24 protein-coding genes are annotated in these 24763 nt (G+C 68.8%); 13 read left to right on the forward strand and 11 right to left on the reverse strand.

Features of this window, described 5'->3' with window-relative positions; translation table 11 throughout:
• The first annotated feature begins 32 nt into the window (after positions 1–32).
• Positions 33–848: an HAD-IIA family hydrolase gene (locus AU194_RS22870; protein ID WP_059091557.1), complete on the forward strand. Its 816-nt coding sequence runs from the start codon at positions 33–35 to the stop codon at positions 846–848.
• A gap of 111 nt (positions 849–959) precedes the next feature.
• Complete coding sequence (locus tag AU194_RS22875) at positions 960–2342, forward strand: NAD(P)/FAD-dependent oxidoreductase (protein ID WP_059091558.1); 1383 nt, start codon at positions 960–962, stop codon at positions 2340–2342.
• Here AU194_RS22875 and AU194_RS22880 read toward each other — a convergent pair.
• Positions 2323–3423, reverse strand: coding sequence for a helix-turn-helix transcriptional regulator (locus tag AU194_RS22880; protein WP_059091559.1), 1101 nt, complete (start codon positions 3421–3423; stop codon positions 2323–2325). The genes AU194_RS22875 and AU194_RS22880 overlap by 20 nt on opposite strands.
• 132 nt (positions 3424–3555) lie before the next feature.
• Complete coding sequence (locus AU194_RS22885) at positions 3556–5238, reverse strand: DEAD/DEAH box helicase (protein WP_059091560.1); 1683 nt, start codon at positions 5236–5238, stop codon at positions 3556–3558.
• A gap of 206 nt (positions 5239–5444) precedes the next feature.
• Between AU194_RS22885 and AU194_RS22890 the strand changes: the two genes are divergently transcribed.
• Positions 5445–7988, forward strand: coding sequence for an excinuclease ABC subunit UvrA (locus AU194_RS22890; protein ID WP_059091580.1), 2544 nt, complete (start codon positions 5445–5447; stop codon positions 7986–7988).
• Here AU194_RS22890 and AU194_RS22895 read toward each other — a convergent pair.
• A complete protein-coding gene (locus AU194_RS22895; RefSeq protein ID WP_059091561.1) occupies positions 7973–8470 on the reverse strand; it encodes a cupin domain-containing protein in 498 nt (165 codons plus the stop codon). The genes AU194_RS22890 and AU194_RS22895 overlap by 16 nt on opposite strands.
• 9 nt (positions 8471–8479) lie before the next feature.
• Positions 8480–9382 carry an SDR family NAD(P)-dependent oxidoreductase gene (locus AU194_RS22900; protein WP_059091562.1) on the reverse strand — a complete coding sequence of 301 codons (903 nt, stop codon included), beginning with the start codon at positions 9380–9382 and terminating at the stop codon, positions 8480–8482.
• Positions 9383–9481: 99 nt separating this feature from the next.
• Between AU194_RS22900 and AU194_RS22905 the strand changes: the two genes are divergently transcribed.
• From AU194_RS22905 to AU194_RS22915, 3 genes are all read left to right on the forward strand, one after another.
• Positions 9482–10051: a TetR/AcrR family transcriptional regulator gene (locus AU194_RS22905; protein ID WP_059091563.1), complete on the forward strand. Its 570-nt coding sequence runs from the start codon at positions 9482–9484 to the stop codon at positions 10049–10051.
• Positions 10052–10240: 189 nt separating this feature from the next.
• A complete protein-coding gene (gene groL, locus AU194_RS22910; RefSeq protein ID WP_059091564.1) occupies positions 10241–11866 on the forward strand; it encodes a chaperonin GroEL in 1626 nt (541 codons plus the stop codon).
• A 197-nt stretch (positions 11867–12063) separates the two neighbouring features.
• Positions 12064–12936 carry a hypothetical protein gene (locus AU194_RS22915; protein WP_059091565.1) on the forward strand — a complete coding sequence of 291 codons (873 nt, stop codon included), beginning with the start codon at positions 12064–12066 and terminating at the stop codon, positions 12934–12936.
• 296 nt (positions 12937–13232) lie between these two features.
• Here AU194_RS22915 and AU194_RS22920 read toward each other — a convergent pair whose 3' ends face one another.
• Positions 13233–14954 carry an amidohydrolase family protein gene (locus tag AU194_RS22920; RefSeq protein ID WP_059091566.1) on the reverse strand — a complete coding sequence of 574 codons (1722 nt, stop codon included), beginning with the start codon at positions 14952–14954 and terminating at the stop codon, positions 13233–13235.
• Positions 14955–14976: 22 nt separating this feature from the next.
• Here AU194_RS22920 and AU194_RS22925 point away from each other — a divergent pair, with 22 nt between their 5' ends.
• The 6 genes from AU194_RS22925 to AU194_RS22950 are packed head-to-tail and all read left to right on the forward strand — an operon-like array spanning position 14977 to position 20290.
• Positions 14977–15366 (forward strand): VOC family protein, encoded by a 390-nt coding sequence (locus AU194_RS22925; protein ID WP_059091567.1) that lies wholly within the window; start codon positions 14977–14979, stop codon positions 15364–15366.
• Between the two features lie 23 nt (positions 15367–15389).
• Complete coding sequence (locus tag AU194_RS22930) at positions 15390–15908, forward strand: mycothiol transferase (RefSeq protein WP_059091568.1); 519 nt, start codon at positions 15390–15392, stop codon at positions 15906–15908.
• Between the two features lie 29 nt (positions 15909–15937).
• On the forward strand, positions 15938–16453 hold the full coding sequence (locus AU194_RS22935) for a PA-phosphatase (protein ID WP_231743548.1): 516 nt from the start codon (positions 15938–15940) through the stop codon (positions 16451–16453).
• A 53-nt stretch (positions 16454–16506) separates the two neighbouring features.
• Positions 16507–18024 (forward strand): aldehyde dehydrogenase family protein, encoded by a 1518-nt coding sequence (locus AU194_RS22940; RefSeq protein WP_059091569.1) that lies wholly within the window; start codon positions 16507–16509, stop codon positions 18022–18024.
• Positions 18025–18027: 3 nt separating this feature from the next.
• The gene (locus tag AU194_RS22945; RefSeq protein WP_059091570.1) at positions 18028–18873 is read left to right on the forward strand and encodes a hypothetical protein; all 846 of its coding nucleotides are present in this window, start codon (positions 18028–18030) and stop codon (positions 18871–18873) included.
• Between the two features lie 40 nt (positions 18874–18913).
• A complete protein-coding gene (locus AU194_RS22950) occupies positions 18914–20290 on the forward strand; it encodes a cytochrome P450 (RefSeq protein WP_059091571.1) in 1377 nt (458 codons plus the stop codon).
• Here the strand turns inward: AU194_RS22950 and AU194_RS22955 are convergent.
• From AU194_RS22955 to AU194_RS22965, 3 genes are read right to left on the reverse strand one after another with little or no spacing between them, the layout of a single operon-like run.
• Complete coding sequence (locus tag AU194_RS22955) at positions 20238–21092, reverse strand: SDR family NAD(P)-dependent oxidoreductase (RefSeq protein WP_059091572.1); 855 nt, start codon at positions 21090–21092, stop codon at positions 20238–20240. The two genes, AU194_RS22950 and AU194_RS22955, sit on opposite strands and share 53 nt — an antisense overlap.
• Positions 21082–21288, reverse strand: a complete 207-nt coding sequence (locus AU194_RS22960) for a ferredoxin (RefSeq protein ID WP_059091573.1) — start codon at positions 21286–21288, stop codon at positions 21082–21084. Before AU194_RS22960 ends, AU194_RS22955 begins: the two co-directional genes overlap by 11 nt.
• The gene (locus tag AU194_RS22965) at positions 21285–22556 is read right to left on the reverse strand and encodes a cytochrome P450 (RefSeq protein WP_059091574.1); all 1272 of its coding nucleotides are present in this window, start codon (positions 22554–22556) and stop codon (positions 21285–21287) included. Before AU194_RS22965 ends, AU194_RS22960 begins: the two co-directional genes overlap by 4 nt.
• A gap of 53 nt (positions 22557–22609) precedes the next feature.
• On the opposite strand from AU194_RS22965, the gene AU194_RS22970 reads away from it, so the two are divergent.
• Positions 22610–23185 (forward strand): TetR/AcrR family transcriptional regulator, encoded by a 576-nt coding sequence (locus AU194_RS22970; protein WP_059091575.1) that lies wholly within the window; start codon positions 22610–22612, stop codon positions 23183–23185.
• Between the two features lie 13 nt (positions 23186–23198).
• On the opposite strand, the gene AU194_RS22975 is transcribed toward AU194_RS22970, so the two are convergent.
• Genes AU194_RS22975 through AU194_RS22985 form a run of 3 tightly spaced genes read right to left on the reverse strand, consistent with a single transcriptional unit; the run spans position 23199 to position 24577 of the window.
• Positions 23199–23423, reverse strand: coding sequence for an anti-sigma factor (locus AU194_RS22975; protein WP_059091582.1), 225 nt, complete (start codon positions 23421–23423; stop codon positions 23199–23201).
• Positions 23424–23434: 11 nt separating this feature from the next.
• The gene (locus AU194_RS22980; protein WP_059091576.1) at positions 23435–24064 is read right to left on the reverse strand and encodes an RNA polymerase sigma factor; all 630 of its coding nucleotides are present in this window, start codon (positions 24062–24064) and stop codon (positions 23435–23437) included.
• A gap of 30 nt (positions 24065–24094) precedes the next feature.
• On the reverse strand, positions 24095–24577 hold the full coding sequence (locus tag AU194_RS22985) for a YkgB family protein (protein WP_059091577.1): 483 nt from the start codon (positions 24575–24577) through the stop codon (positions 24095–24097).
• Between the last annotated feature and the right edge of the window lie 186 nt (positions 24578–24763).

A 24763-nucleotide genomic window follows, 5' to 3' on the forward strand; every position in this document is an offset into this window, starting at 1 on the left:
GCGCGTCGTACCCGGCGGTTTACTGTCGGCGCATGGCAATCGGTGCAGTCCTGTTCGACATCGATGGTGTGCTGGTGACGTCGTGGCGCCCCATCGACGGCGCCGCCGAGACGTTGCGGGTGCTCGCCGACCACCAGGTCGCCCGGTCGTATCTGACCAACACCACCACCAAGACCCGCACGCAGATCGCGGACCTGCTCACCGACGCCGGAATGGACGTCACCGCCGACGAGGTGATCACCGCGGCGGTGCTGACCGCCGAATACGTCCGCGACCGATACCCCGGCGCCCGCTGCTTCCTCGTCAACAGCGGCCGCATCGGCGAGGACATGACCGGGGTCGACCTGGTGTACTCCGGCGAGTACGGCCCGGACCACATTCCCGAGACCCCGGACGTCGTACTGCTCGGCGGCGCGGGCCGCGAATACGACCACCTCACCCTCAGTTGGGTCTACGACTGGATGGCCCGGGGTGTTCCGGTGGTCGCGATGCACCGCAGCACGTCGTGGACCACCGACCACGGTCTGCGGATCGACACCGGCATGTACCTGATCGGGATGGAGGAGACCTCGGGCCGCAAGGCGACCGCGGTCGGCAAACCCGCACCCGAGGGGTTCCTGGCCGCCGCGGGCCGCCTCGGCGTCGACCCTGACGAGATGTACATGGTCGGTGACGATTTGAACAACGACGTGCTGGCCGGTCAGGTGGTCGGGATGACCGGCGTGCTGGTGCGCACCGGGAAGTTCCGGCAGGACACCCTGGACCGTTGGGCCGCAGACGAATTCGCGATGCAGCCGAACCACGTCATCGATTCCGTCGCCGATTTGCCGAATCTGCTCGGGTTGTAGCGCCCGCGACCATTCCGGCTGCGCGAGAGGATCTCAACCGTTCGGTTGAGGCGCGGAACCCTTTGCTGATGGTTGGGTTGAACCCTGACGCCGATCAGGGAGGAGCGATCGATGCCGAGAATCGGTCAGCATGCGGTGGTCTGCGGGGCGAGTATGGCCGGTCTGCTGGCGGCCCGCGTTCTCACCGACCATTACGACAGGGTCACCGTCATCGAACGCGACACCCTGGTCGACGAACCGGTGGCCCGTCGCGGTGTGCCGCAGGGCTGCCAGCCGCACGCCCTGCTCGCCCGCTGCGCCGTGATCCTCGATGACCTCTTCCCGGGCTTCCTCGACGAACTGGTCGCCGAGGGCGCACACCGCTGGGATGACGGGGACATGTCGCGGTTCGACATCAGCTTCGGCGGCCATAACCTCCTGCGCACCGGCAGGATGCCCGAACCCGAAAGCCTCGTTCAGCACTATTCGAGCCGGCCGCTGCTCGAACACCTCGTGCGGCGCCGGGTGCGTGCGCTTCCCGAGGTGACGATCCTGGACGGCCGCCACGTCGACACCTTGATGACGGAGGGGTCGCGGGTCACCGGCGTGGTGGTCAGCGGAAAAGAGGATGCCTCAACGCAACTCGCGGCCGATCTGGTCGTCGACGCGTCGGGACGCGGCTCGCGCACACCTGCCTTCCTCGCCGAACTGGGCTACGGACGACCGGAGGTCGAGGAGCTGACGATCAGAGTCGCGTACGCGAGCATGCCGGTGCGTCTCCCGCAGGAGGGGTTGCGGGAGAACATGATCGTTCGGATGTTCGAACCCGGACGGCCGCGGGGATTCGTCATGTTCCGCTGTGAGGGGGACGTCTGGTTGATCGCCGCTGGAACCCTGGGGGCGATCCGGCCACCGACCACAGCTGCCGAACTGCTCGACTTCGGCGAGGGTATCGCTCCCGCCTATGCGCTCGCCGCCGCCAGGGCGGCCGAACCGCTGGGCCCGGTGGCGGTGCACCAGTATCCGAGTAACCGCTGGCGGCGCTACGACAAGATGAAGCGGATGCCCGACGGATTCGTGGTGGTCGGGGACGCGGCGTGCAGTTTCAATCCGATCTACGGGCAGGGCATGACGATCGCGGCGATCGAGGCGACGGTGCTCGGAGACTGCCTGCGCTCAGGCGACGCCGATCTGCCGCACCGCTTCCACCGCACCGCGGCCAAATCGATCCGGGTGGCGTGGCAGACGGCGGTCGGCAGCGACCTCGCGCTGCCCGAGGTGCCGGGGCGGCAGTCGTTGTCGATGCGGATGACGAATCTCTACACCGACCGCGTGCTGCGGGCCGCCGAGGTCGACGCCCTGGTGACCCGCGACTTCCTCCGAGTGGTGGGGATGCTCGCCCCGCCCGCACAGTTGATGCACCCGGCGTTCGTGGCGCGGGTGATCCGCGGTCAGCGCCGCCGGGCGGCCACGGGTGCGGCCGCTGAAGCGGCACTCACGGCAACAGGGCGGTGAGAAGGCGGACCAGTTCGGCCTGCCGGTGGGTGTCGGTCTTGTCGAAGACGTGCTGCAGGTGGGTCTTCACGGTGGCGACCGACACCGACAGTTCCTCGGAGATCGGTGCCAGCCCCTGACCGTTGGCCACCCGCAACGCGACGTCGGCCTCGCCGTTGGTGAGCCCGAACAGGTTGCGCAGCATGGCCTTCGGTGGCTGTGGTCGGTTGTCCGGGTCGACGACCACGAGCAGCGCCCTTGGCTCACCTTCGCCGTGGTGGTCCCGGTTCGGAAACGGGAATGCGTGCGCGACGTACGCGCGCCCGCCTGAGGGCCGTGGGCACAGCACCGAGGTGCCGCTGCGCGCGCCCGTTTCGTTGTGCCCGAGCGCATCGGCCACCGCGCGCTGCAGCGCACAGTCCACATCGGGCCGCAACGCGCACAGCTTGCCGCCGCGCACCTTGAGCCCGTCGGCCTGGTGCAGCAGCCCGTCGCCGGCCAGATTGCAGTGCAGCACAATGCTGTTCGCGCCCACCACGAGCACGGCCTGACGCATGCTGTCGATGGCCCCGGCGAGATCGGCGGCGTCGCGCTTGAGGTCTTCGAGGTGTTTCTCGGTGCGCAGGGCGTGTTGGAAGTGGGGGATGAGGGCCGCGGTGAGTTCCGCGCGTTCGGTGGTGACGAACGGTTCGTCGCGGCGCGGATCGGCGAGGATGAAGCACGCCGGGTGGTCGCTGGCGGTCAACCGGACGAACAGACCGTCGTCCATGTGGTTTGGGGCGACCCAGTCGTTGTTGAACTCGGACTTCGGGTCGATGTCGATGAGTTGACGACCTCCGTGGATGTGCCCGACCGGACCGCGTTCGACGGCTTCGAGCACATAGTCGATCTGGTGGTAGTACTCGCGATAGGTGCGGTGGGCGTCCGGCGGCAAGCTGGCCCTTTCGGCGGAGCGCCCGACATCCTCGGCGATCAGCATGGCTCCGGTGATCGCGTTGAGGGAGTGCCGCACCTCGTCCATCGCGTTCACCCACTGCGCCGGGGTGACCGCCGCGTCGTGGATCGCGGTGACTAGGCGGGAGAACTCGCCGAGCGTGACCATCGCCGGTACCCCGTGCGGACAACGAACAACATCGCGACCCCCGTCTGTGTGTACACCGACTGTAATTCGCGAACCGCCCGGTCACAGCGCTCATGAAGCGCAGTGCTTACGTGATCAAAAGGCGTGGGGCCCTCACGCCTTGAGGGTGCGGACCGCCTTGATGCGGGCCTGCAACTGATCCGACGTCGCTGCGGCCACCGGTGGGCCGCCACAGATGCGGCGTAATTCGTTGTGGATCCACCCGTGCGGTTTGTTGAGCCGGTGGTGGGCCAGCGAGACCAGCGTGTTGAGCTCCTGGCGCAGTTCGCGGAGCTGACCGTAGGGCGTCACCGGTGGCGGCTCACCGGATGCGGTGCGCCGGGTCAGCTGTTCTTCCTGCCTGCGCCGCAACAGATCCCGCATCTGTTCGGCGTCCAGGAGCCCGGGAATCCCGAGGTAGTCGGCCTCCTCGTCGCTGCCCGCGGGGGTGGCGGTGCCGAACGACGCCCCGTCGAAGATGACCTGGTCCAGTTCGGCGCTGGCGCCGAGGGATTCGAATCCGCGATCCTCCTCGGAGGGCTCGGTGCGGCGGCGTTCGACGAGTTCCTCGTCGCCCATGGACTCCCGATGGGGTTTGCCGAGCACATGGTCGCGCTGGGCCTCCATCTGGCTGGCGAGGTCGAGCAGCGTGGGCACCGAGGGGACGAAAATGCTGGCGGTCTCGCCGGGTCGCCGCGACCGCACGAAGCGGCCGATCGCCTGCGCGAAGAACAACGGGGTCGAGGCGCTGGTGGCGTACACCCCGACCGCGAGACGCGGCACGTCGACGCCCTCGGACACCATTCGGACCGCGACCAGCCACGGACTGGTCCCGGCCGAGTACTCGGCGATCCGCGCCGAGGCGCCCGGATCGTCGGAGAGCACGACCGTCGGCTCCTCGCCGGTCATCTTCGTCAGCAGCTTCGCGTACGCCCGGGCGGCGGTCTGATCGGTGGCGATGATCATCGCCCCGGCGTCCGGGATACCGCCTTCGCGCAGCTGGCGCAGCCGGGTGTCGGCGGCCTTGAGCACCGCGGGAATCCACTCGCCGTTCGCGTCGAGCACGGTGCGCCACGCCCGGGCGGTCTGCTCGGCGTTCAGGGGTTCGCCCAGGCGGGCCGCGTGCTCCTCACCGGCGCTGCTGCGCCACCGCGCCTCACCCGAGTAGGCCAGGAAGATGACCGGGCGGACCACCCCGTCGGCCAGCGCGTCGGAGTAGCCGTAGGTGTGGTCGGCCTCCGAGCGCAGCAAACCCTCGGCGTCGGGCACGTAGGACACGAACGGGATCGGGCTGTCGTCGCTGCGGAACGGGGTGCCGGTCAACGACAGCCGGCGGGTGGCGTCGCTGAACGCCTCCCGCATCGCCTCACCCCACGACTTCGCGTCACCGCCGTGGTGGATCTCGTCGAAGATCACCAACGTCCTGCGGTTCTCCGTCCGCACCCGGTGCCGGGTCGGGTGACTGGCCACCTGCGCGTAGGTGATGGCCACCCCGTGGTAGTCCGACGACGTCTGGGAGTTCGAGTTGCTGAACTTCGGGTCGAGCGCGATGCCCAGGCGCGCGGCCGACTGCGCCCACTGGATCTTGAGGTGTTCGGTCGGCACCACGACGGTGACCTGCTCGACGGTCCCGTCGGCCAGTAGCTCGGCCGCGATGCGCAAGGCAAACGTGGTCTTACCTGCACCGGGGGTCGCGACGGCCAGGAAGTCGCGCGGCTTGGCGGCAAGATACCGCACCAAAGCCCGACGCTGCCAGCCTCGCAAAGCCTGGGTGTCGGGCGCTGCATATGCCCGCACCCAAGACTCCTCACTGATCGGACTGCAGTCTAAAGCAACGGATTCCGGCGACGCACATCCGCTGGGCGCGTCGTGGGAATCCGGTGTGTCGCCCGCGTGGGAGGGTCCGGCCGGGCCCCGTGACCGTCGACCGGACGCCGCCGCGGCGCGCCGAGGCGCAGGTGGAAGCAGCAAACGGCCGTATCGTGGGTACCCTGCTTCGCACCATGACCGCATCCGCCGCACCGCCGTCCGACGAGCACGACCCGTTTGTGCGAGTGTTCGGTACGCGGGTGCACAACCTCAAGGGTGTCGACGTTGCCGCACCGCGGGATGCGCTGGTCGCGTTCACCGGGATCTCGGGTTCCGGCAAATCGTCGCTGGCGTTCGGCACGATCTACGCCGAGGCGCAACGCCGGTACTTCGAGTCCGTCGCACCGTACGCGCGGCGGCTGTTGCTGCCCGCCGGCGCGCCCAAGGTCGACGACATCACCGGGCTGCCGCCCGCGGTCGCGCTGCAGCAGCGGCGGGGGACGGCCACGTCGCGGTCGACGGTCGGCACGGTCACGACGCTGTCCAATCTGCTGCGGATGCTGTTCTCGCGGGCGGGCACCTATCCGCGCGGCGCCACCGAACGGCTGGACTCCGATGCGTTCTCCCCGAACACCGCTGTCGGCGCGTGCCCGCAGTGCCACGGTCTCGGCCGGCTCCACGAGGTGACCGAGCAGACCCTGGTGCCCGACCCGTCGCTGACCATCCGGGAGGGCGCCGTCGCCGCGTGGCCGGGGGCCTGGCAGGGGCAGAACCTGCGCGACATCCTCATCACGCTCGGCTACGACATCGACAAACCGTGGCGCAAACTGCCGAAACGGCACCGGGATTGGATCCTGTTCACCGACGAGCAGCCGACCGTCGAGATCGACCCGGGGCAACACCCCGTCACCGCCGACTACTACTACAACGGGACCTTCTCCAGCGCCGAACGCCACGTGCGGCACACCCTGGCCAACTCGCAGAGCGCAACGATGCGCCGCCGCGTGCTGCAGTACGTCAACACCGTCGAATGCGATGTGTGCGGCGGATCGGGGTTGCGGCCGGAGGCGCTGAAGGTGACGTTCGCCGGGCGCACCATCGCCGACTACGTGGCGATGCCGCTGGCCGACCTCGCCGCCACGCTGCAGCCCGTCGCGGAGCGCACCGACGCCGTCGCGGCCTACGAGTCCACGGCCTCCGGGGAGCAGACCGAGGTGGCCACGATGATCGCCGCCGACCTGGTGGCCCGGATCCAGGTGCTCATCGATCTGGGCCTGGGGTACCTGACGCTGAACCGCCGTACCCCCACTGTGTCGCCGGGTGAACTGCAGCGCCTGCGCCTGGCCACCCAACTGCGCGCCGGCCTGTTCGGGGTGCTCTACGTCCTCGACGAACCGTCGGCCGGGCTGCACCCAGCCGATGCCGAACCACTGCTCGACGTGCTGGATCGCCTTCGCAGAGCGGGTAATTCGGTGTTCGTCGTCGAACACGACATGGACGTCGTGCGTCGCGCCGACTGGGTCGTTGACGTCGGGCCCGGCGCAGGTGAGCTCGGCGGCCGGATCGTCTACAGCGGACCCGTCGCCGGTCTTGCGGAGGAGGGCGAATCCGTCACCGGCAGATACCTTTTCGACGCCGCGCCGCGGGCGAAGCGGTCCCCGCGCACCCCGTCGGACTGGTTGCGGCTGCGCGGTGTCTCATCGCACAACCTGCGCGGCCTCGACGTCGACCTGCCGCTCGGCGTCTTCACCGCGGTGACCGGGGTGTCGGGTTCGGGGAAGTCCACGCTGGTGGTCAAGGTGCTCGGCGACGTGGTCAACCGGCACCTCGGCCGTGCGGTGGACGCGCCGGAGTCCGACAGCGCCGACGACGATCCCGACGCCGAGATCGCCGACCTCGACCACGATGCGTCGGTCGGGGTGAGCGCCGAGGGCGTCGAGACCATCACCCGGTTGGTGGTCGTCGATCAGCGCCCGATCGGCCGCACCCCGCGCTCCACGCTGGCCACCTACACCGGGTTGTTCGACGCGGTCCGGCGGGAGTTCGCCGCGACCCCAGCGGCCCGCCGACGCGGGTGGACTGCGGGCCGGTTCTCGTTCAACGTCGCCGAGGGCCGCTGCCCGACATGTCAGGGCGAGGGTTTCGTCTCCGTCGAATTGCTGTTCCTGCCAGGCACTTACGGTGTCTGCCCGACGTGCGGCGGTGCGCGGTACAACGAAGCGACGCTCGCCGTGCGATACCGCGACCGCACCATCGCCGAGGTGCTCGCGATGACCGTCGACGAAGCGTCGGAGTTCCTCGCCGACATCGCAGGCGCCGCACGGAGTCTGACGACGCTGCGCGAGGTCGGGCTCGGGTACCTGCGGCTCGGCCAGCCCGCGACCGAACTGTCCGGCGGGGAGGCGCAGCGCATCAAGCTGGCCTCGGAGCTGCAGCGGCCGCGGCGCGGGCACACCCTGTACGTGCTCGACGAACCCACCACCGGGCTGCACCCGTCGGATGTGGACCTGCTCGACGCGCAGTTGCACCGCCTCGTCGAGGCCGGTAACACCGTGGTGGTCGCCGAACACGACATGCGGATGGTCGCGGGCTCGGACTGGGTCGTCGACCTGGGACCCGGCGCGGGCACCGCGGGCGGCCAGGTGGTCGCCGCCGGCACCCCGGCGGACGTCAGCCGCGCCGAGGGCAGCCGCACCGCGCCCTACCTGGCCGCGCGGCTGGCTCACTCGACCCAGTAGTTGTCGTTGTTGACGAACCACTCACGGCGTTCGTCGTCGGTCATGTCGCCGAGCTGCGCGAGGCCTTCGAAATAGTGCTCACGCGGTGCCCCGGGCGCGAACAGCATGAGAATCGATGCGGGTTCGTCGGCCTCGTTACGGAAGCCGTGGACGCCGCCCGGCGGCACGTACAGGAAGTCGTTTCGGCGTCCGTCGACCCAGTCAGCGCCGTCGTACAGCCGGATGGTGCCGTCCAGCACGAAGAACGCCTCGGACATCGCGCGGTGGAAGTGCGGCCCCGGCCCGCCACCGCGCGGGGCGATCTGCACGCGGTAGAGGCCGTAGTCGCCGTCGGTCGCGTTCTGGTCGGCCAGGTAGTGGTACCGGACGAGTCCGAAGGAGTCGTAGTCCGGCGGCTCGTCCCCGCGTTTGAGCCACGCGCTCGCCTCCGGTTTGTCGGCGGTGTAGCGCGGTGGCGGATACGGCGGCACGACCAGCGACACGGTCCGAGCCTAGAGCGGGAACACCACGCCGGTGAGCTGTTCGGACACCGTCCACAGCCGGCGCGCCACCGCCACGTCGTGCGATTTCGCGCTCGACTCGATGAGCTTGGGATAGCCACGGATCTCGCCCAGTCCGTCGGGACCGTAGTACTGCCCACCTTGGACGTGAGGATCGGTCGCGGCCCGCAGCGTCGGCAGCGCTCCCATCGCGGGGCTCTGGGTGACCAGGCCGATCAGCGGGTTGAACGGGGACGGCAGATGCAGGTGCCGCATGAGTTCGGTGTTGGAGATCCCGGGGTGGGCGGCGACCGCGATGGTGTCGCGGGTGTCGAGGCGGCGCTGCAGTTCGTAGGTGAACAGCAGATTTGCCAGTTTGGACTGGCCGTAGGCGCCGACGCGGCTGTAGCCGCGCTCCCACTGCAGATCGTCGAAGTGGATGGCGGCCTGGATGCGGTGTCCCTGGCTGCTGACGGTCACCACCCGCGAACCCGGGACGGCGAGCAGGTTCTCGAGCAGCAGCCCGGTGAGCGCGAAGTGCCCGAGGTGGTTGGTGCCGAAGGTCAGCTCGAAACCGTCCTCGGTGGTCTGCTTCGGCGGATACATCACCCCGGCGTTGTTGATCAACAGGTCGATGCGGGGGAACTCGGCCTTGAGCGCCTCAGCGGCGTCGCGTACCGAGCGCAGCGACCCGAGGTCGAGGCTCTGCACGCGCACCGCGGCCGCCGGGTGGGCGGCGGCGATCTCGTCGGCGGCGCGTTTGCCCTTCTCGGTGTCGCGAACCGCGAGCACGACGTGGGCGCCACGTTCGGCGAGCGCCTTCGCGGTGGCGAGGCCGAGGCCGGTGTTGGCTCCCGTGACGACGGCGGTGCGACCGGACTGGGCGGGGATGTCGGCGGTGGTCCATCTGGTCATCGGGTTCTCCTACAATGTAAGCGGAACGGACGCTCCGGTTGACAGTCACTATACGGAACGTGCGCTCCGTTTCAAGGATTCCTGACAGATCGGAGCGAAATGGCCGGGAACGCGGCGGGGGAGCGGCCGCTACGGGCGGACGCCGCGCGCAACCGCGACCGCATCCTGGAGGTGGCGTACGAGACGTTCGCCGTCGACGGGTTGACCGTCCCCATCGACGAGATCGCCCGTCGCGCCGGGGTGGGTCCGGGCACGATCTACCGCCACTTCCCGACGAAGGAGGCGCTGTACACCGCCGTCGTCGAACACCGCCTGCACGAGATGACCGACCGGGGTAGGCGCCTGCTGGCATCCCCCGACCCGGGGGAGGCATTGTTCGCGTTCCTGCGCGCGATCGCGCTGGAGGGGTCCTCCGACCGCGTGCTGATCGACGGGCTGGCGGGCTGGGGGATCGACGTGCACACCGTCGCCCCGGAGGCCGACGCCGCCGCGCGCGCGATGCTCGGCGACCTGCTCGCCGCAGGTCAGCGGGCGGGTGCCGTGCGCGCCGACCTGACCGTGCTCGAACTCAAGTCGATCCTGGTCGGTTTGCAGGCCATCGGCGCGTACGACGCCGCGGTCGCCGCCCGCGCGACAGCCGTGGTGATGGACGGTTTACGCCCCCGCTGAAGGACCGGTGATGCCTTGCACTCTCACTGGTCGAGTGCTAAGAATGCAATTGGCACTCGCGACCGGTGAGTGCTAGGTCGGGACTGTGAGGCGAGGGTCCGCACCTGCGGGGCACACCCAAGCCGTCCGTCGCGGGCACTGGGTCCGACCGATGAGAACGTGCATCCGTTATCGGAGGAACACTTCGCAATGGCCAAGACAATTGCGTATGACGAAGAGGCCCGTCGCGGCCTCGAGCGGGGCCTCAACAGCCTCGCCGACGCGGTAAAGGTGACGCTGGGCCCCAAGGGTCGCAACGTCGTCCTGGAGAAGAAGTGGGGCGCCCCCACGATCACCAACGATGGTGTGTCCATCGCCAAGGAGATCGAGCTGGAGGACCCGTACGAGAAGATCGGCGCTGAGCTGGTCAAGGAAGTCGCCAAGAAGACCGACGACGTCGCAGGCGACGGCACCACCACCGCCACCGTGCTCGCCCAGGCGCTCGTGCGTGAGGGCCTGCGCAACGTGGCCGCCGGCGCCAACCCGCTCGGCCTGAAGCGCGGCATCGAGAAGGCCGTCGAGAAGGTCACCGAGACTCTGCTGAAGTCCGCCAAGGAGGTGGAGACCAAGGAGCAGATCGCTGCTACCGCCGGTATCTCCGCCGGTGACCAGTCCATCGGCGACCTGATCGCCGAGGCGATGGACAAGGTCGGCAACGAGGGTGTCATCACCGTCGAGGAGAGCAACACCTTCGGTCTGCAGCTCGAGCTCACCGAGGGTATGCGCTTCGACAAGGGCTACATCTCGGGTTACTTCGTCACCGACGCCGAGCGTCAGGAAGCGGTCCTCGAGGATCCCTACATCCTGCTGGTGTCGTCGAAGATCTCGACCGTCAAGGATCTGCTCCCGCTGCTGGAGAAGGTCATCCAGTCCGGTAAGCCGCTGCTGATCATCGCCGAGGACGTCGAGGGCGAAGCCCTGTCGACCCTGGTGGTCAACAAGATCCGCGGCACCTTCAAGTCCGTCGCCGTCAAGGCCCCGGGCTTCGGTGACCGCCGCAAGGCGATGCTGCAGGACATGGCCATCCTCACCGGTGGTCAGGTCATCAGCGAAGAGGTCGGCCTGTCGCTCGAGACCGCCGACATCTCGCTGCTGGGCCAGGCCCGCAAGGTCGTCATCACCAAGGATGAGACGACGATCGTCGAGGGTGCCGGCGACGCCGACGCCATCCAGGGCCGGGTCGCGCAGATCCGCGCCGAGATCGAGAACAGCGACTCCGACTACGACCGCGAGAAGCTGCAGGAGCGCCTGGCCAAGCTGGCCGGCGGTGTTGCGGTGATCAAGGCCGGCGCCGCCACCGAGGTGGAGCTCAAGGAGCGCAAGCACCGCATCGAGGATGCCGTGCGCAACGCCAAGGCCGCCGTCGAGGAGGGCATCGTCGCCGGTGGTGGCGTGGCTCTGCTGCAGGCCGCCCCGTCGCTCGAGGAGCTGTCGCTCACCGGTGACGAGGCCACCGGCGCCAACATCGTGCGCGTCGCGCTCGAGGCCCCGCTGAAGCAGATCGCCTTCAACGGTGGCCTGGAGCCGGGCGTGGTGGCCGAGAAGGTCCGCAACTCGGACAAGGGCACCGGCCTGAACGCCGCGACCGGTGAGTACGAGGATCTGCTCGCCGCCGGCGTTGCCGACCCGGTGAAGGTGACCCGTTCGGCGCTGCAGAACGCAGCCTCGATCGCGGCGCTGTTCCTCACCACCGAGGCCGTCGTCGCCGACAAGCCGGAGAAGGCCGCCGCACCCGCCGGCGACCCGACCGGTGGCATGGGCGGTATGGACTTCTAAGTCCTGTTTCGAGGAGGCCCCGGCTCGCTTGGCGAGCCGGGGCTTTCTCGTGTCTTGCGTCGCCGTCGCCGACTGTGCGGTTTCATACGCGACGCGCCGGGCTGGGCGTATCAGTCCGCACACTCGACGCCCGGTGGTTGTGGATAACCCGTCGGCGAGTAGGCCGGATCGTCGGAGGCCGTTGCGACGGTGCGCTCATGCAGCACATCAACGGTCCGTTCCTCGCGCGCGAGGCGCTTGACGACGGCCTCCTCACCTTCCGCGAACTGCGGCGCTTCCACCGCGCCGACTTCCCCGGCGTATGGATGCTCCGCGGTAGCGACCTGCCGATGGATCAACTGGCCCGCGCGGCATGGCTCTGGTCCGACCGCAAGGCGGTGGTCGCAGGTTTGGCGGCTTCGGCGCTGCACGGTGCCAAGTGGATCGAACCCGACGTCCCGGTCGAGCTCATCCACACCAATCGACGTCCGCCCGCCGGCATAGTCGTTCGCACCGAAAGCCTTGCCGCCGACGAGATTCGGCGAATCGGATCACTTCCCGTCACCTCGGCGAGCCGCACGGCCTTCGATCTCGGTAGACGTCTGCCCCTCAGCGACGGTGTCCAACGCATCGACGCGCTCCTGAACGCCACCGATGTCAAGATCGCCGACGTCGAAGCGGTGATCGCCAGACACCCCGGCGTCCGCGGCCTTCGGCAATTGCGTGAGACGCTCCCCCTCGTCGACGGGGGCGCCGAGTCACCCTACGAATCGCTCACTCGACTCATTCTCGTCCAGGCCGGCTTCCCGCCGCCGGAGACGCAGATCCGGGTTTGCGACGAGTACGGGTGCGTCTTCGCGCGCATCGACATGGGCTGGCGGGATTACCTCGTCGGCGTGGATTTCGAAGGCGCGCAACACTGGACGGACCCGCGGCAGCGGACCGGCGACGTGGTGCGCTACACCCGTCTGGCAGAAATGGGATGGATCGACGTCCGGTTGACCAGCGGCATCCTGCATACCCGACGTCAATGGTTCCTCGACCAGGTCGGCGCGGCCCTCGAATCCCGCGGATGCCCGAAGACTTGGTGAGTGTGCGGATCGATACGTCGGCAGCGGCGTGTCGCGTATGAAACCGCACAGTCGGCGAGCGGGAGGCGGCGCTCGAATCCCGCGGATGCCCGAAAACGTGGTGAGTGTGCGGATCGATACGCATGCAGCGGCGTGTCGCGTATGAAACCGCACAGTCGACGAGCGGGAGGTCGGCGCGGCCCTCGAATCCCGCGGATGCCCGAAGACTTGGTGAGTGTGCGGATCGATACGCATGCAGCGGCGTGTCGCGTATGAAACCGCACAGTCGGCGAGCGGGCGAGGCGAGCTGGCAGCCGCTAAGCCGGCGCCGGTTGCCGTCCGCGCACCAGCCGGCCCGGCCGCGCGTCGGTCGGCACGCCGTGTTCGGCGATCACCTCACCGCTGACCACGGTGGCGACGTAGCCGTCTGCGGTCTGGTCCAGCCGTTTACCGCCCGCGGGCAGGTCATGGACGACGACGGGCCGGTGCAGCCGCAGCGCCGCGTGGTCGATGACGTTGAGATCGGCCTTGTAGCCGACGGCGATCCGGCCGCGGTCGGCCAGCCCCGCCACCCCCGCGGGCACCGACGTCAGCTCACGCACCGCCTCGGGGACCTCCAGCCGGCCAGTGGGCCGGTCCCGCGTCCAGTGTGTCAGCAGGAACGTGGGAAAGCTTGCGTCGCAAATCATTCCGTAGTGTGCGCCGCCGTCGCCGAGGCCGAGCACCACGTCGTCGCGGCGCATCAGTTCTCCGACCGTGTCGAGCGAGTTGTCCTGGTAGTTGCCCAGGGTCACCAGCATCATCGCGTGGCCGTCGTCGTCGAGCAGGCGGTCGTAGGCCTCTTCCAGCGGCGTCACCCCGCGCGCGGCGGCGCGCGCGGCGATCGAGGTGGACGCCGCGGGCTCGTAGTCCGGATGCTCGCCGAGCGGGAAGATCCAGTTCCACGCCTGCACCATGAACATCAGCGGGTGTCCCGGCGAGGACGGGGTGTCGTTCAGGATGCGTTCGCGCACTTCGGGTTCGCGCATCCGGGCCACCCGCTCGGCCAGCGGCAGGTCGGCGATCTCCTGGTAGCTGGGGTACATGATGAACGGGTTTCCGCTCACCTCCAGGCCGATCACCATGCCGATCGGCCGGGGGAACATCTGCGCGGTGATGGATCCGCCTGCGGCGTTGAACTTCTCGACGAGGTTCATCGCCTGCGGCCACACCGGATCGCCGGTGTTGCCGGTGAGCAGTGAGAACGTCACGGGCAGACCGGTTTCGGTGGCGACCTCGAACACCTGGCGCAGTACGGTCTCGTAGCCGCCCGCGGGGATGTCGGGAACGAACTGCAGCAGCCCGCCGCCGCCGTCGGCCACCCCGGCGGCGATCGCCGCGATCTCGGCCTGCGCGGCGTCGTAGGTCGGGATCGGCGATCCGCTGGAGGTCTTGTGCAGTGCGAAGCGCGACGACGCGACGCCCAACGCTCCCGCCTCGACGGCCTCGCGGGTCAGCGCCCGCATCCGCGCGAGGTCCTCCTCGGTGGCCGGTTCGCGGTCGGCGCCACGCTGGCCCATCGTGTACACCCGCAGCGGCGAATGCGGCAGATAGGCCGCCACGTCGATGTCCCTGCGCCGGGCCTCCACCGCGTCGAGGTACTCCGGGAACGTCTCCCAATCCCACGGCAACCCGTCGACCATCACCACGCCGGGTATGTCCTCGACGCCTGCCATCACGTCGACGAGCACGTCGTGGTCCTCCGGACGGCACGGGGCGAAACCGACCCCGCAGTTGCCCATCACCGCCGTGGTCACCCCGTGCGCCGACGACGGCGTCATCCGCTCCGACCAGATCGCCTGCCCGTCGTAGTGGGTGTGCAGATCGACGAAGCCGGGGGTGACGAGCAGCCCGGTCGCGTCGATCTCGCGTGCTCCGCGCTCGGCGACGGCGCCGACCGCGGCGATGACGCCACCCGACACCGCGACGTCCCCGACGTACGGTTGCCCGCCCAGCCCGTCGACGATCGTGCCGTTGCGGATAACGAGATCGAATGTCATAGGCCGACCCTACGATGACGGGGTGATCGATCACTTCGGAATCAACTGCGCAGACCTTGAGAAGTCAAAAGAGTTCTACGACAAGGTGCTCGGCGTGCTGGGCTACACCCGCCAAATGGATTTCGGAGTGGCGGTGGGCTACGGCGCCGACGGGCATCCGGCGTTCTGGATCGCCGACATGACCGCGGGCAACGTGCCGGGCCCCAACCGCGAGATGCACGTCGCGTTCGCGGCCAAGGATCCCGAGAGTGTGCAGGCCTTCTACCGCACCGCGCTGGCGCTCGGCGTCGAACCGCTGCACGAACCGCGGCTGTGGCCGGAGTACCACGACAAGTACTACGGCGCGTTCGTCCGCGATCCCGACGGCAACAACGTCGAGGCGGTCTTCCACGGCGGCGGTCCGCGCATTTGAGCTTCCCTCGGTAGGTTGGCCGTATGACCGACTCGGATGCGGCTGCCGCCCGCGAACTGCTGCGTGATGCGTTCACCCGCCTGATCGAGCACGTCGACGACCTGACCGACGGTCTGACCGACGAGGTGGCGCTGTACCGGCCGACGTCGACGGCCAACAGCATCGCGTGGTTGCTGTGGCACAGCGCCCGGGTGCAGGACGCGCAGCTGTGCGACATCGCCGGCATCGAACAGGTCTGGACGCGGGACGGCTGGGTGGACCAGTTCGCCCTTGACCTGCCCCGCGACGACACCGGCTACGGGCACAGCCCCGAGGACGTCGGCAGGGTCCAGGTGTCGGCCGATCTGCTGGCCGGCTACTACCACGCCGTGCACAAGGTGACGCTGTCGTACGTGGCCTCGGTGACGCCCGAGGACCTGGCCCAGATCGTCGATCGCCGGTGGGATCCGCCCGTGACGGCGAGCGCCCGGCTGGTCAGCATCATCGACGACTGCGCCCAGCACCTCGGCCAGGCCGCCTACATCCAGGGGATCGCGCGCTGAGTACTCGGACGGCGCTGCGGTGGTGGCCGGTGATCGCCGTGGTCGGGCTCTTCGCGCTCGGCTGGGCGGTCGGTAAGGGGTCCACCCCGCTCGACGACCGGTTCTTCCAACTGCACCTGCCGGACTGGCTGGGCGACTTCGTCGAGGCGCCGGTGCAGGCGGCGGTGCTCGGCGCCGCCGTCGTCTACGCCATGTGGCGCAAGCGTTGGCGGTTGGCGGCGGTGGTCGCGGTGTGTCCGCCGCTGGCCGTGGCCACCGCGCAGCTGCTCAAGCAGTTGTTCGGCCGGGACAACGACGGCGGCCTCGCCTACCCCAGCGGACACGTCACGGGCCTGGTGTCGATCGCGGGCATGGTCGTGCTGGTCTCGGGCTGCCGGCTGTGGGCGGTGGTCTCGGCGGCGGTGGTGGTGCTGGTCGGCATGGTCGTGGTCGGGACGTCGTTCCACTACTTCACCGACACCGTGGGCGCGCTGCTACTCGCCAGCGCGTACGTCGCGGTGGCCGCCCTGCTGGTCGCGCCGCGTCGACGCCGCCGCGTGACTTGACAGGTGTCAACCCGGGTGCGACCTGCGTCACACAGCGTGGTTAACATAGCGCTATGACCGCGACGCCAGAAGTTGATGCGCTCGACAACAGCACCATCCGCAACCCCGCGACCGGCGCCGTCGCCGGCCAGGTGCGCTGGACCGAACCGGCCGACGTCTCCAGGATCGCCGCCGGTCTGCGCACCGCGCAGCGGGAGTGGGAGGCCCGCGGCGCCAAGGGCCGCGCCAAAGTGCTGGCGCGCTACGCCGTGTGGCTGGGGGAGCACCGCGCCGAGATCGAGGACCTGCTGATCAAGGAGACCGGCAAATCCGCCGTCGACGCGGCGCAGGAGGTGCCGCTGATCCTGATGATCACGTCGTACTACGTGCGCACGATGGAGAAGGCGCTGGCGCCCGAGTCACGGCGCGCGGCCCTGCCATTCCTGTCGATCAAGAAGATCTCCGTGCACTACCGGCCCCGTCCGGTGGTCGGGATCATCGCGCCGTGGAACTACCCGGTCGCCAACGCGCTGATGGACGCGATCGGCGCCCTGGCCGCGGGCTGTGCGGTGCTGCTCAAACCGTCCGAGCGCACCCCGCTGACCGCCGAACTACTGCTGCGCGGCTGGCAGGACTCCGGCGCCCCCGAGGTGCTCGCGCTCGCCCAGGGCGCCCGCGAGGTGTCCGAGGCCGTGATCGACAACTCCGACTACATCCAGTTCACCGGATCCAGCGCCACCGGCGCGAAGGTGGCCGAACGCGCCGCCCGCAGGCTCGTCCCGGTCAGCCTCGAACTCGGCGGCAAGGATCCGATGATCGTGCTCGAGGACGCCGACGTGGAACTCGCCGCGCACGCCGCGGTGTGGGGTGCGATGTTCAACGCCGGCCAGACGTGCGTGTCGGTGGAACGGGTCTACGTGCTCGAACCGGTCTACGACCAGTTCGTCGACGCCGTCGTCCGGGACGTGAAGAACCTCAAGATGGGCGCGGGCGACGGGTACGACTTCGGCGCGATGATCGACGACGGTCAGGTCTCGGTCACCGAACGCCACGTCCAGGACGCGATCGCCAAGGGCGCCAGGGCGCTGACCGGCGGTGAGCGCCGCAACGGCCCCGGCAGCTTCTACGAGCCGACCGTGCTCGTCGACGTCGACCACTCGATGGCGTGTATGACCGAGGAGACGTTCGGTCCGACGCTGCCGATCATGAAGGTGAAGTCCGTGGAGGAGGCGGTCCGGCTCGCCAACGACAGCCCCTACGGTCTCTCGGCGGCGGTGTTCTCCAAGGACGTCGAACGTGCGCAAGATGTTGCGCTGCAACTGGATTGCGGTGGGGTCAACATCAACGACGTGATCTCCAACCTGATGTGCACCACCGCTCCGATGGGTGGCTGGAAGACCTCGGGCATCGGCGCGCGGTTCGGCGGTCCGGAGGGGCTGCGCAAGTACTGCCGCATCGAGACCGTCGTCGCGCCTCGCACCAACGTCGGCGCGGGTGGCAACTACTACAACAACTCGCCCAAGGCGCTCAAGCGGATGAACACGATGATGACCAAGCTCGCGCTCATCCGCCCGCGCCGCGTGGCCAAGTAAGGCGTGCGCTTCGTTCTGACAGCCCTGCTGTGGCTGCTGACCACGGCGCTGCTGGCGGTCGCCGTACCCGCGATGTGGGCGCAGCAGAACATCATCAGCGAGCAGGGGTACGCCGACCTCGCCGCGTCGGCGGCCACCGACACGCAGCTGCGCGACGCGATGGCCGACGAACTCACCACGCAGATCGTCGCGCTGGCGGCCGACCGCGGGTACGGGCTGAACGAGACGCTGGTGCACCAGGTGACGTCGTCCTATACCGGCAACGCCGGGTTCCCCGGTCAGTTCGCCCAGGCCAACCGCATCCTGCACCAGTGGGAGTTCTCCGGCGACATCCCGCAGGCGAACGCCGAGAACCAGTGGCTGATCGACATCGCGCCGATGGTGGCGGATCCGTCGGTAGCGGCCACCCTCGGCGATCTCGACCTCGACGTACCCGACGAGTTGCTGGTGCCGGTCACCGTTCCCGATCCGCAGCTGCGGCCGGGGCGGTTGCAACCCGTCGCGACGTGGGGGCCGTGGATCAGCATCGGCGCGGCGGTACTCACCGCGCTGTTCGCGCTGCTGACGCTGGCGGCGTCCCGGTCACGCGGTAAAGGCCTTGCCGGCCTCGGCGTCTCGGCGCTGTTGGTGGGTGCGGCCGGGTGGGCCGCCCTGGAGGTGGCGCAGGGGCCGATCGACCGGGCACTCGACCACGCCGAAGGCAACTTCCGCCGCATCGCCGCCGAGATGGTGGCCCACGCGGAGGCGAGCCTGCACCACTGGCTCAACATGACGCTGGTGGCGGGTGTGGGGCTGGTGGTGGTCGGTGTGGTGGTGTCCATGCTCGGTGGGCTGCGGCGCCAGGAATAGCGCAGTTTGACACCGGGATGGCCGGGGAAACGCATGACTCATGGGAGCGAATGGGCATCAACTGGCCGGGGCGCGGGCCGTCGCGACGCTGGCAGACCTCGGATCGGCGTCGATCGCGGCTGGGGTGATCGCGCGCCGTAAACCCGCGGTGCGGGCGGTCGAGACCATGCAGGCCGATGCCAGGGCGGTGCGCCGCATGCAGCAGCTGCGCGACGAATTCGGTTCGGGTCCGGTCGAATTGGTGCTTCCCGGCAGACGCATGGTCGTGATCCTCGATCCCGCCGACGTCGCCCGGGTGCTCGACGGGGCGCCGGATCCGTTCCATCCGGCCAACCGTGAGAAGCGCAAGGCGCTCGAGTGGTTCCAGCCGCACGGGGTGCTGATCTCTCGAGGCCCGATCCGCCAGCAGCGCCGCGCACTCAACGATTCCGCGCTCGACTCGGGCGCCGACATGCACCGGCTCGCCGGGGCGTTCGGCGACGTCATCACCTCGGAGGCGCGGGAGCTGGTCGATGCGGTGCTCGCGCGGGGCGGTATGGACGCCGACCAGTTCATGAAGGCGTGGTGGCGGATTGTGCGGAGGCTGGCGCTGGGGGACCGGGCCCGCGACGATGAGGAGATCACCGACGCGCTGCTTCGGCTGCGGCGGGCGGGCAACTGGTCGTTCCTGTCGCTGCCGCACTACCGCAAGCGGGCGAAGTTCCTCGAGCGGCTGTACGACTACGTGGAGGATCCGCAGATCGGGACGCTGGCCGCCGCGGTGGCCGAGGTGCCGGCCGCAGGCGCCGTCGACCCGGTGGGGCAGCTGCCGCAGTGGCTGTTCGCCTTCGACGCCGCGGGCATGGCGCAGTTGCGCGCGCTGGCCGCGCTGGCCACCCACCCGGCCGCGATGGTGCGCGCGGTCGAGGACGCCGCCGAACCCGATCAGCTGCGGCTGCGGCCGTTCCTGCGGGCCTGCCTGCTCGAGTCGGTGCGGCTGTGGCCGACGACGCCGACGATTCTGCGCGACACCACCGAGGACACCACGTGGCGCGACGGTACGGTCACCATCGAGAAGGGTGCGGGGCTGATGATCGTCACGCCTGCCTTCCACCGCGACCCCGACCTGCTGCCGTTCGCGAACCAGTTCGTCCCCGACATCTGGCTCGACGGCCGCGCCCGCTCCTACCCCCAGCTGGTGCCGTTCTCCGCGGGCCCCGCCGAATGCCCGGGACGCAACCTGGTCCTGTTCGCGACCAGTACGCTCATGGCGAACCTGTTGAGCGCATTGGACTTCCGGCTCACCTCGACCCCGAAGCTGTCGCCGGATGAACCGCTGCCGGTGACGCTGAACCAGTACGGGGTTGAGTTCGCGGTCGCTCCGGTCACCGGACCAGAGTTGCGCCCCCATCGAGCCGGATCTGCTGGCCGGTCATGAACCGGGACTCGTCGGCGAGCAGGTACAGCGCGGCGTAGGCGCTCTCCCACACGGTGCCCCGGCCCATCTTGAGTTTCACCACCTCGTTGTGTCGGGCGGTCGCCTCCTCGGCGTCGAGGCCGAACAGTGACTGCGAATCCCGGTTCGCCAGAACGGAGTTGATCGGTCCCAGCATCAGCGTGTTGACGCGGATACCCACCTCGGCGTACTGCACGGCGGCGAGTTCGGTGATCTGGTTGAGCCCGCACTTGCCCAGGGCGTAGGGCATGATGCCGATGTTGAGCCCGAGCTCGTTCTTCACGCTGGCGATCGACGAGATGTTGATGATGCTGCCCGTGGTGTCGCCGTCGTTGCGCGCCATGGCTTCTGCGGCGTAGAGGTTGCAGTGGTAGCAGCCCAGCATGTTGACGTTGATGCCGTGGTTGAAGTTCTCGACGGTCATCGAGTTGGTCTCGAAGTCGAACGGCGGATTGGTCGCCACGCTGTAGACCATGCCGTCCACCCGGCCGCTGGTCTCGATCGCGGTGTCGAAGATGCGCCTGCAGTCGTCCTTGTCGGAGACGTCGGCCTCGATGGCGTAGGCGCGGCCCCCTTCGGCGACGATCATCTCGACCGTCTCTTTGACCGCGGCCGGATTCAAGTCCACCGCAACGACTTCCGCGCCGTGGCGCGCGGCCATGATCGAGATCGCCCGGCCGTTCCCCATTCCGGGGCCGGGGCTCTGTCCGGCGCCCACCACGACGACGACCTTGCCGGTCAGGTCGAAGGCGGTGCGGTTCTTGCGGTCGAAGTCAGTGGACATGGTTCTCCTCGGTGATGTGGATGGCGCGTTCGGGGCAGCCGTCGACGGCTTCGCGCACCGCGGCCTCGAGTTCGGCGGGGATGTCGGATGCGGTGGCCTCGGCGTAGCCGCCGTCGGTGATGACGAAGACCGACGGGCACACCGCCGCGCAGACGCCGTGGCCACGGCAGAGATCGTCGTCGACGGTGACCCTCATCGAGCGGTCCTGACGTGCAGTGCGGTCAGCCCGCGCAGGATGTAGGTCGGCACGTAGGTGTACCGGCGGGCGTGCTTCGGACCGTGGACGGCCTCGTCGACGCCGACGTCGGTGGTGCGTTCGAGCAGGCGTTGGATCAGCACTCGGCCTTCCGCGCGGGCCAGGGGCGCGCCGATGCAGCTGTGCTCGCCGCGGCCGAATCCGATATGGCGCCGGGCATTCGGGCGGTCGGGGTCGAAGGTGCCGGGGTTGTCGAAGATGCGGGGGTCGCGGTTGGCGGCGCCCAGATGCACCATCAGCGTTGTACCGGCCGGGATCTCGACGCCGCCGACGGTGGTGGTGGCCCTGGCCAAGCGGAAGTCGCCCTTGATGGGGCTCTCGAAGCGCAGGCATTCCTCGATGAAGTTGGGAATGTCGGCGGGGGTGGTGCGCAGGCGCGCCTGGAGTTTCGTGTCCTCGGCGAGCAGTTGGAGTGCCGTCGAGAGCAGTCGGACGGTGGTTTCCTGCCCTGCCGAGAAGAGGTTGGCGGCCACACGGACGACGTCGATGACCTCGGAGGTCGCGCCGTCCGGGAACGTCGCGAGCGCCATCCCGGTCATCACGTCGTCGCGGGGCGCGTTGCGCCGGTCGGCGATGTAGTCGGTGAAGCGGGCGTAGAGGTGTTCGAGCGGGGTATGCGCCATGACGGCGTCGTCGGTGCTGCCGAGCGCCATGTCGCCGGTGAGTTCGGCGGTCAGCGCGGCGTGGTCCTCCTCGGGCACGCCCAGCAGGTCGGCGACGACGAGCAACGCGAACCGGGTCGCCACCTCGCTGATGAACTCACCGCCGCCGTTCGCCAGGAACGGGTCGAGCACCCGATCGGCGAGCGTCCACATGAACTCCTCGTTCTCCTTGAGCCGCTTGGGCGTGATGAGGCGGGAGAGCAGGGAGCGGTGCGCGGTGTGCTTGGGCGGGTCGAATGAGGGGAGTTGATCGCTGAAGGGCAGTTCGTCGCGGTGGCGGTCGATCGCCGCGCGGACCTCGTCGTCGCTCAGACCCTCGAGCGGAACGGGGAAGCCGGGGATGGGGCCGGTCACGGAGGTGCAGGAGGAGAACGTGTCGGGGTCGCTGACGACGGCCATGGCCTCGTCGTAGCCGGTGACGATCATGACGCCGTGCACCGGTTCGCGGAGCACGGGGTCGATCTTGCGCATCTGGTCGAGCACGGGGTAGGGGTCTGCGATCAACGCGTCGTCGTGGAAGAAGTCGAGCGTTTCGAGAGTCGTCACCTGACCAAACGTACAGGAGATTCCTGTACGAATGGTCAGGTAGAGTGCGCAGTGTGAGCGGTCGTACACAGGGCGAACCGACCCGGCAGCGCCTCATCGACGTGGCGATCGAGCTGTTCCAACGGCACAGCGTGGCCGGCACGTCGCTGCAGATGATCTCCGATGAGCTCGGCCTGACGAAGTCCGCGATCTACCACCATTTCCGCACCCGTGACGAACTGTTGAGCGCGGTGATGGAACCGGTGATCGCCGAGGTGACCGCACTTCTCGAGGCCGCCGAGGCGCGGTCCGGGCCGCGCGCACGGGCCGCACACCTGCTGGCCGGCTACGCGGCACTGGCCGCGTCTCGCCGGGAGCTGATCCCGCTGTTGACCGGCGACCCTGGTGTCGTCGCGCTGCTGCGCATACGCGAGGACTGGGGTGCGGTGGTGGCGCGGCAGATGGCCGTGTTCGCCGCCGTCGAACCCGGTCTGGGTGGCCAGGTGAAGGCCGCGCTGGTCATGTCCGGGATCGCCTCGGCCGCTGGGGTCGATTACGGCGGTGTCGACGAGGCGGAACTACGTGACGCGCTGATTGCGGCCGGACGGCGCACGCTCGGACTGCGCACGCCGCACGGCCGTTCGGATTAACTGCGCTGTCTGATCACTCCCGGTCCCGGAAGGCCTCCAGGAGCCGATTCCGGAAGGCGGGGTCCAGGTTCTCGTCCCGGGCCTGCCCCAAGGTGGCGACGGTGGCCCGGAACTGCTGCAGGTAGTTGGTACAGCCGTCGCACTCGAGCAGATGCAGGTCCAACCTGGCGCGTGTCTCGGGATCAAGCGACCCGTCGAGGTAGGCCGTCACGAGCTCGACGAGTTCGTTGCAGTTCATCGGTGCGGTCGTCACGTCATGTCCTTCATGTAGTCCTCGAGTACCTGCCGCACGGCCGAGCGGCCGCGATGGAGCAGTACCCGCTGATTGGCCACGCTGAGGTCCAGAAGCTCCCGCACCTCGTCGGATTCGAAGCCGAGCATGTCGCGCAGGGTCACGACCATCCGTTGCCGCTCCGGCAGCCCGTCGAGCGCGTGACGCGCCACGTCGGTCAGTTCGTGGCCCAGCACCGAGCCCTCGGGTGTGTCGGGGAAGGGGGCGGGTGCCTCGTGCTCGCGCCAGTGACCCTCCCACCGATCACCGGCCGGACGGAACCGGGCCGGGTCGACCGAGCCGCCGTCAGACGCGAGGGCCATCGTCTCGCCGTCGCGCCTCTCGCGGATGCCGCGTGCCTTCGCGATGTTGATCAGGACGGTGAAAAGCCATGTGCGCAAGGAGGATCGGCCTTCGAATCCGTCGATGCCCTTGAGTAAGGCGATCCAGGTGTCCTGGACGACTTCTTCGGCGGTCTCGTGTGTCCGGACGTATCCGCGCGCCACCCGCAGCATCGATGGGGTGTGGTGGTCGACCAGTTCGGCGAACGCCGCCTCATCGCGGTGTCGTAACGCCGCGATGAGGTCGGTCTCGTCGTATCGGGTCATCCGCAGCGAGCGTATGCCTCGGCACGTCGACTAGCGGCGCTTCAGCGCATCGGTCAACGTCCATACCGCCGCACCGAGCAGGACGACGTCCTTGATCAGGAACTGGCCGGTGGTCGACAGCAGCGGGAAGCCGCCCTGTGAGGCCTCGAAGACGCCGGGCGTGGTGAACAGGAAGCTCAGAGTGGCGACGAACAGCCCGATCGCGATGACACTGCCGATCGCGGAGACTCTTGGCCACCAGGGCTTGACCGCCAGTAAGACCGCGGCGGCGACTTCGACGACACCGAGCAACACGGAGAACGTGGTGACTGAGAAGAAGACGTACATCCAGCTCATAAAGGGGCTGTTGGCGACCAGCGGCTCGATGCCTCTGGCTTCGAAGGCGGTGAACTTCATCAGCCCGATCCACGCGATGACGAGGACGAGGCCGTACCGCAGGACGGTCGCCCCGATGCGGTCGGTGACCGGCAGGGCCCTGGTGGACAAGGTGGCGGGTGCGTGGAATGGGGTCATGATCGGTCCTCTCGAATGGCGGTGCAGTACACGCTGTAGTGCGTCGCCACCCGCCACCCGTTACACGGGCGATCGGCCGAGTTCGAATTGCGCACGCCGCAGGGCCGTTCGGAATCTCCGCGTCAGAAGGGTGGGGGGTCGTCGCCGCCGGGTGGCGGCTCGGGGGCCGGTTGTTTGGCGGGTTTT

Origin of the sequence: Mycobacterium sp. GA-2829 (assembly GCF_001499965.1) — a bacterium.
GTDB lineage: Bacteria > Actinomycetota > Actinomycetes > Mycobacteriales > Mycobacteriaceae > Mycobacterium.

Excerpts from the sequence above, each read along its gene's own strand:
- AU194_RS22870 (WP_059091557.1), top strand. The coding sequence starts at position 33 with ATGGCAATCGGTGCAGTCCTGTTCGACATCGATGGTGTGCTGGTGACG.
- AU194_RS22875 (WP_059091558.1), top strand. The coding sequence starts at position 960 with ATGCCGAGAATCGGTCAGCATGCGGTGGTCTGCGGGGCGAGTATGGCC.
- AU194_RS22880 (WP_059091559.1), bottom strand. The coding sequence starts at position 3,423 with ATGGTCACGCTCGGCGAGTTCTCCCGCCTAGTCACCGCGATCCACGAC.
- AU194_RS22890 (WP_059091580.1), top strand. The coding sequence starts at position 5,445 with ATGACCGCATCCGCCGCACCGCCGTCCGACGAGCACGACCCGTTTGTG.
- AU194_RS22900 (WP_059091562.1), bottom strand. The coding sequence starts at position 9,382 with ATGACCAGATGGACCACCGCCGACATCCCCGCCCAGTCCGGTCGCACC.
- AU194_RS22905 (WP_059091563.1), top strand. The coding sequence starts at position 9,482 with ATGGCCGGGAACGCGGCGGGGGAGCGGCCGCTACGGGCGGACGCCGCG.
- groL (WP_059091564.1), top strand. The coding sequence starts at position 10,241 with ATGGCCAAGACAATTGCGTATGACGAAGAGGCCCGTCGCGGCCTCGAG.
- AU194_RS22915 (WP_059091565.1), top strand. The coding sequence starts at position 12,064 with ATGCAGCACATCAACGGTCCGTTCCTCGCGCGCGAGGCGCTTGACGAC.
- AU194_RS22920 (WP_059091566.1), bottom strand. The coding sequence starts at position 14,954 with ATGACATTCGATCTCGTTATCCGCAACGGCACGATCGTCGACGGGCTG.
- AU194_RS22930 (WP_059091568.1), top strand. The coding sequence starts at position 15,390 with ATGACCGACTCGGATGCGGCTGCCGCCCGCGAACTGCTGCGTGATGCG.
- AU194_RS22940 (WP_059091569.1), top strand. The coding sequence starts at position 16,507 with ATGACCGCGACGCCAGAAGTTGATGCGCTCGACAACAGCACCATCCGC.
- AU194_RS22950 (WP_059091571.1), top strand. The coding sequence starts at position 18,914 with ATGGGAGCGAATGGGCATCAACTGGCCGGGGCGCGGGCCGTCGCGACG.
- AU194_RS22955 (WP_059091572.1), bottom strand. The coding sequence starts at position 21,092 with ATGTCCACTGACTTCGACCGCAAGAACCGCACCGCCTTCGACCTGACC.
- AU194_RS22960 (WP_059091573.1), bottom strand. The coding sequence starts at position 21,288 with ATGAGGGTCACCGTCGACGACGATCTCTGCCGTGGCCACGGCGTCTGC.
- AU194_RS22975 (WP_059091582.1), bottom strand. The coding sequence starts at position 23,423 with ATGAACTGCAACGAACTCGTCGAGCTCGTGACGGCCTACCTCGACGGG.
- AU194_RS22980 (WP_059091576.1), bottom strand. The coding sequence starts at position 24,064 with ATGACCCGATACGACGAGACCGACCTCATCGCGGCGTTACGACACCGC.
- AU194_RS22985 (WP_059091577.1), bottom strand. The coding sequence starts at position 24,577 with ATGACCCCATTCCACGCACCCGCCACCTTGTCCACCAGGGCCCTGCCG.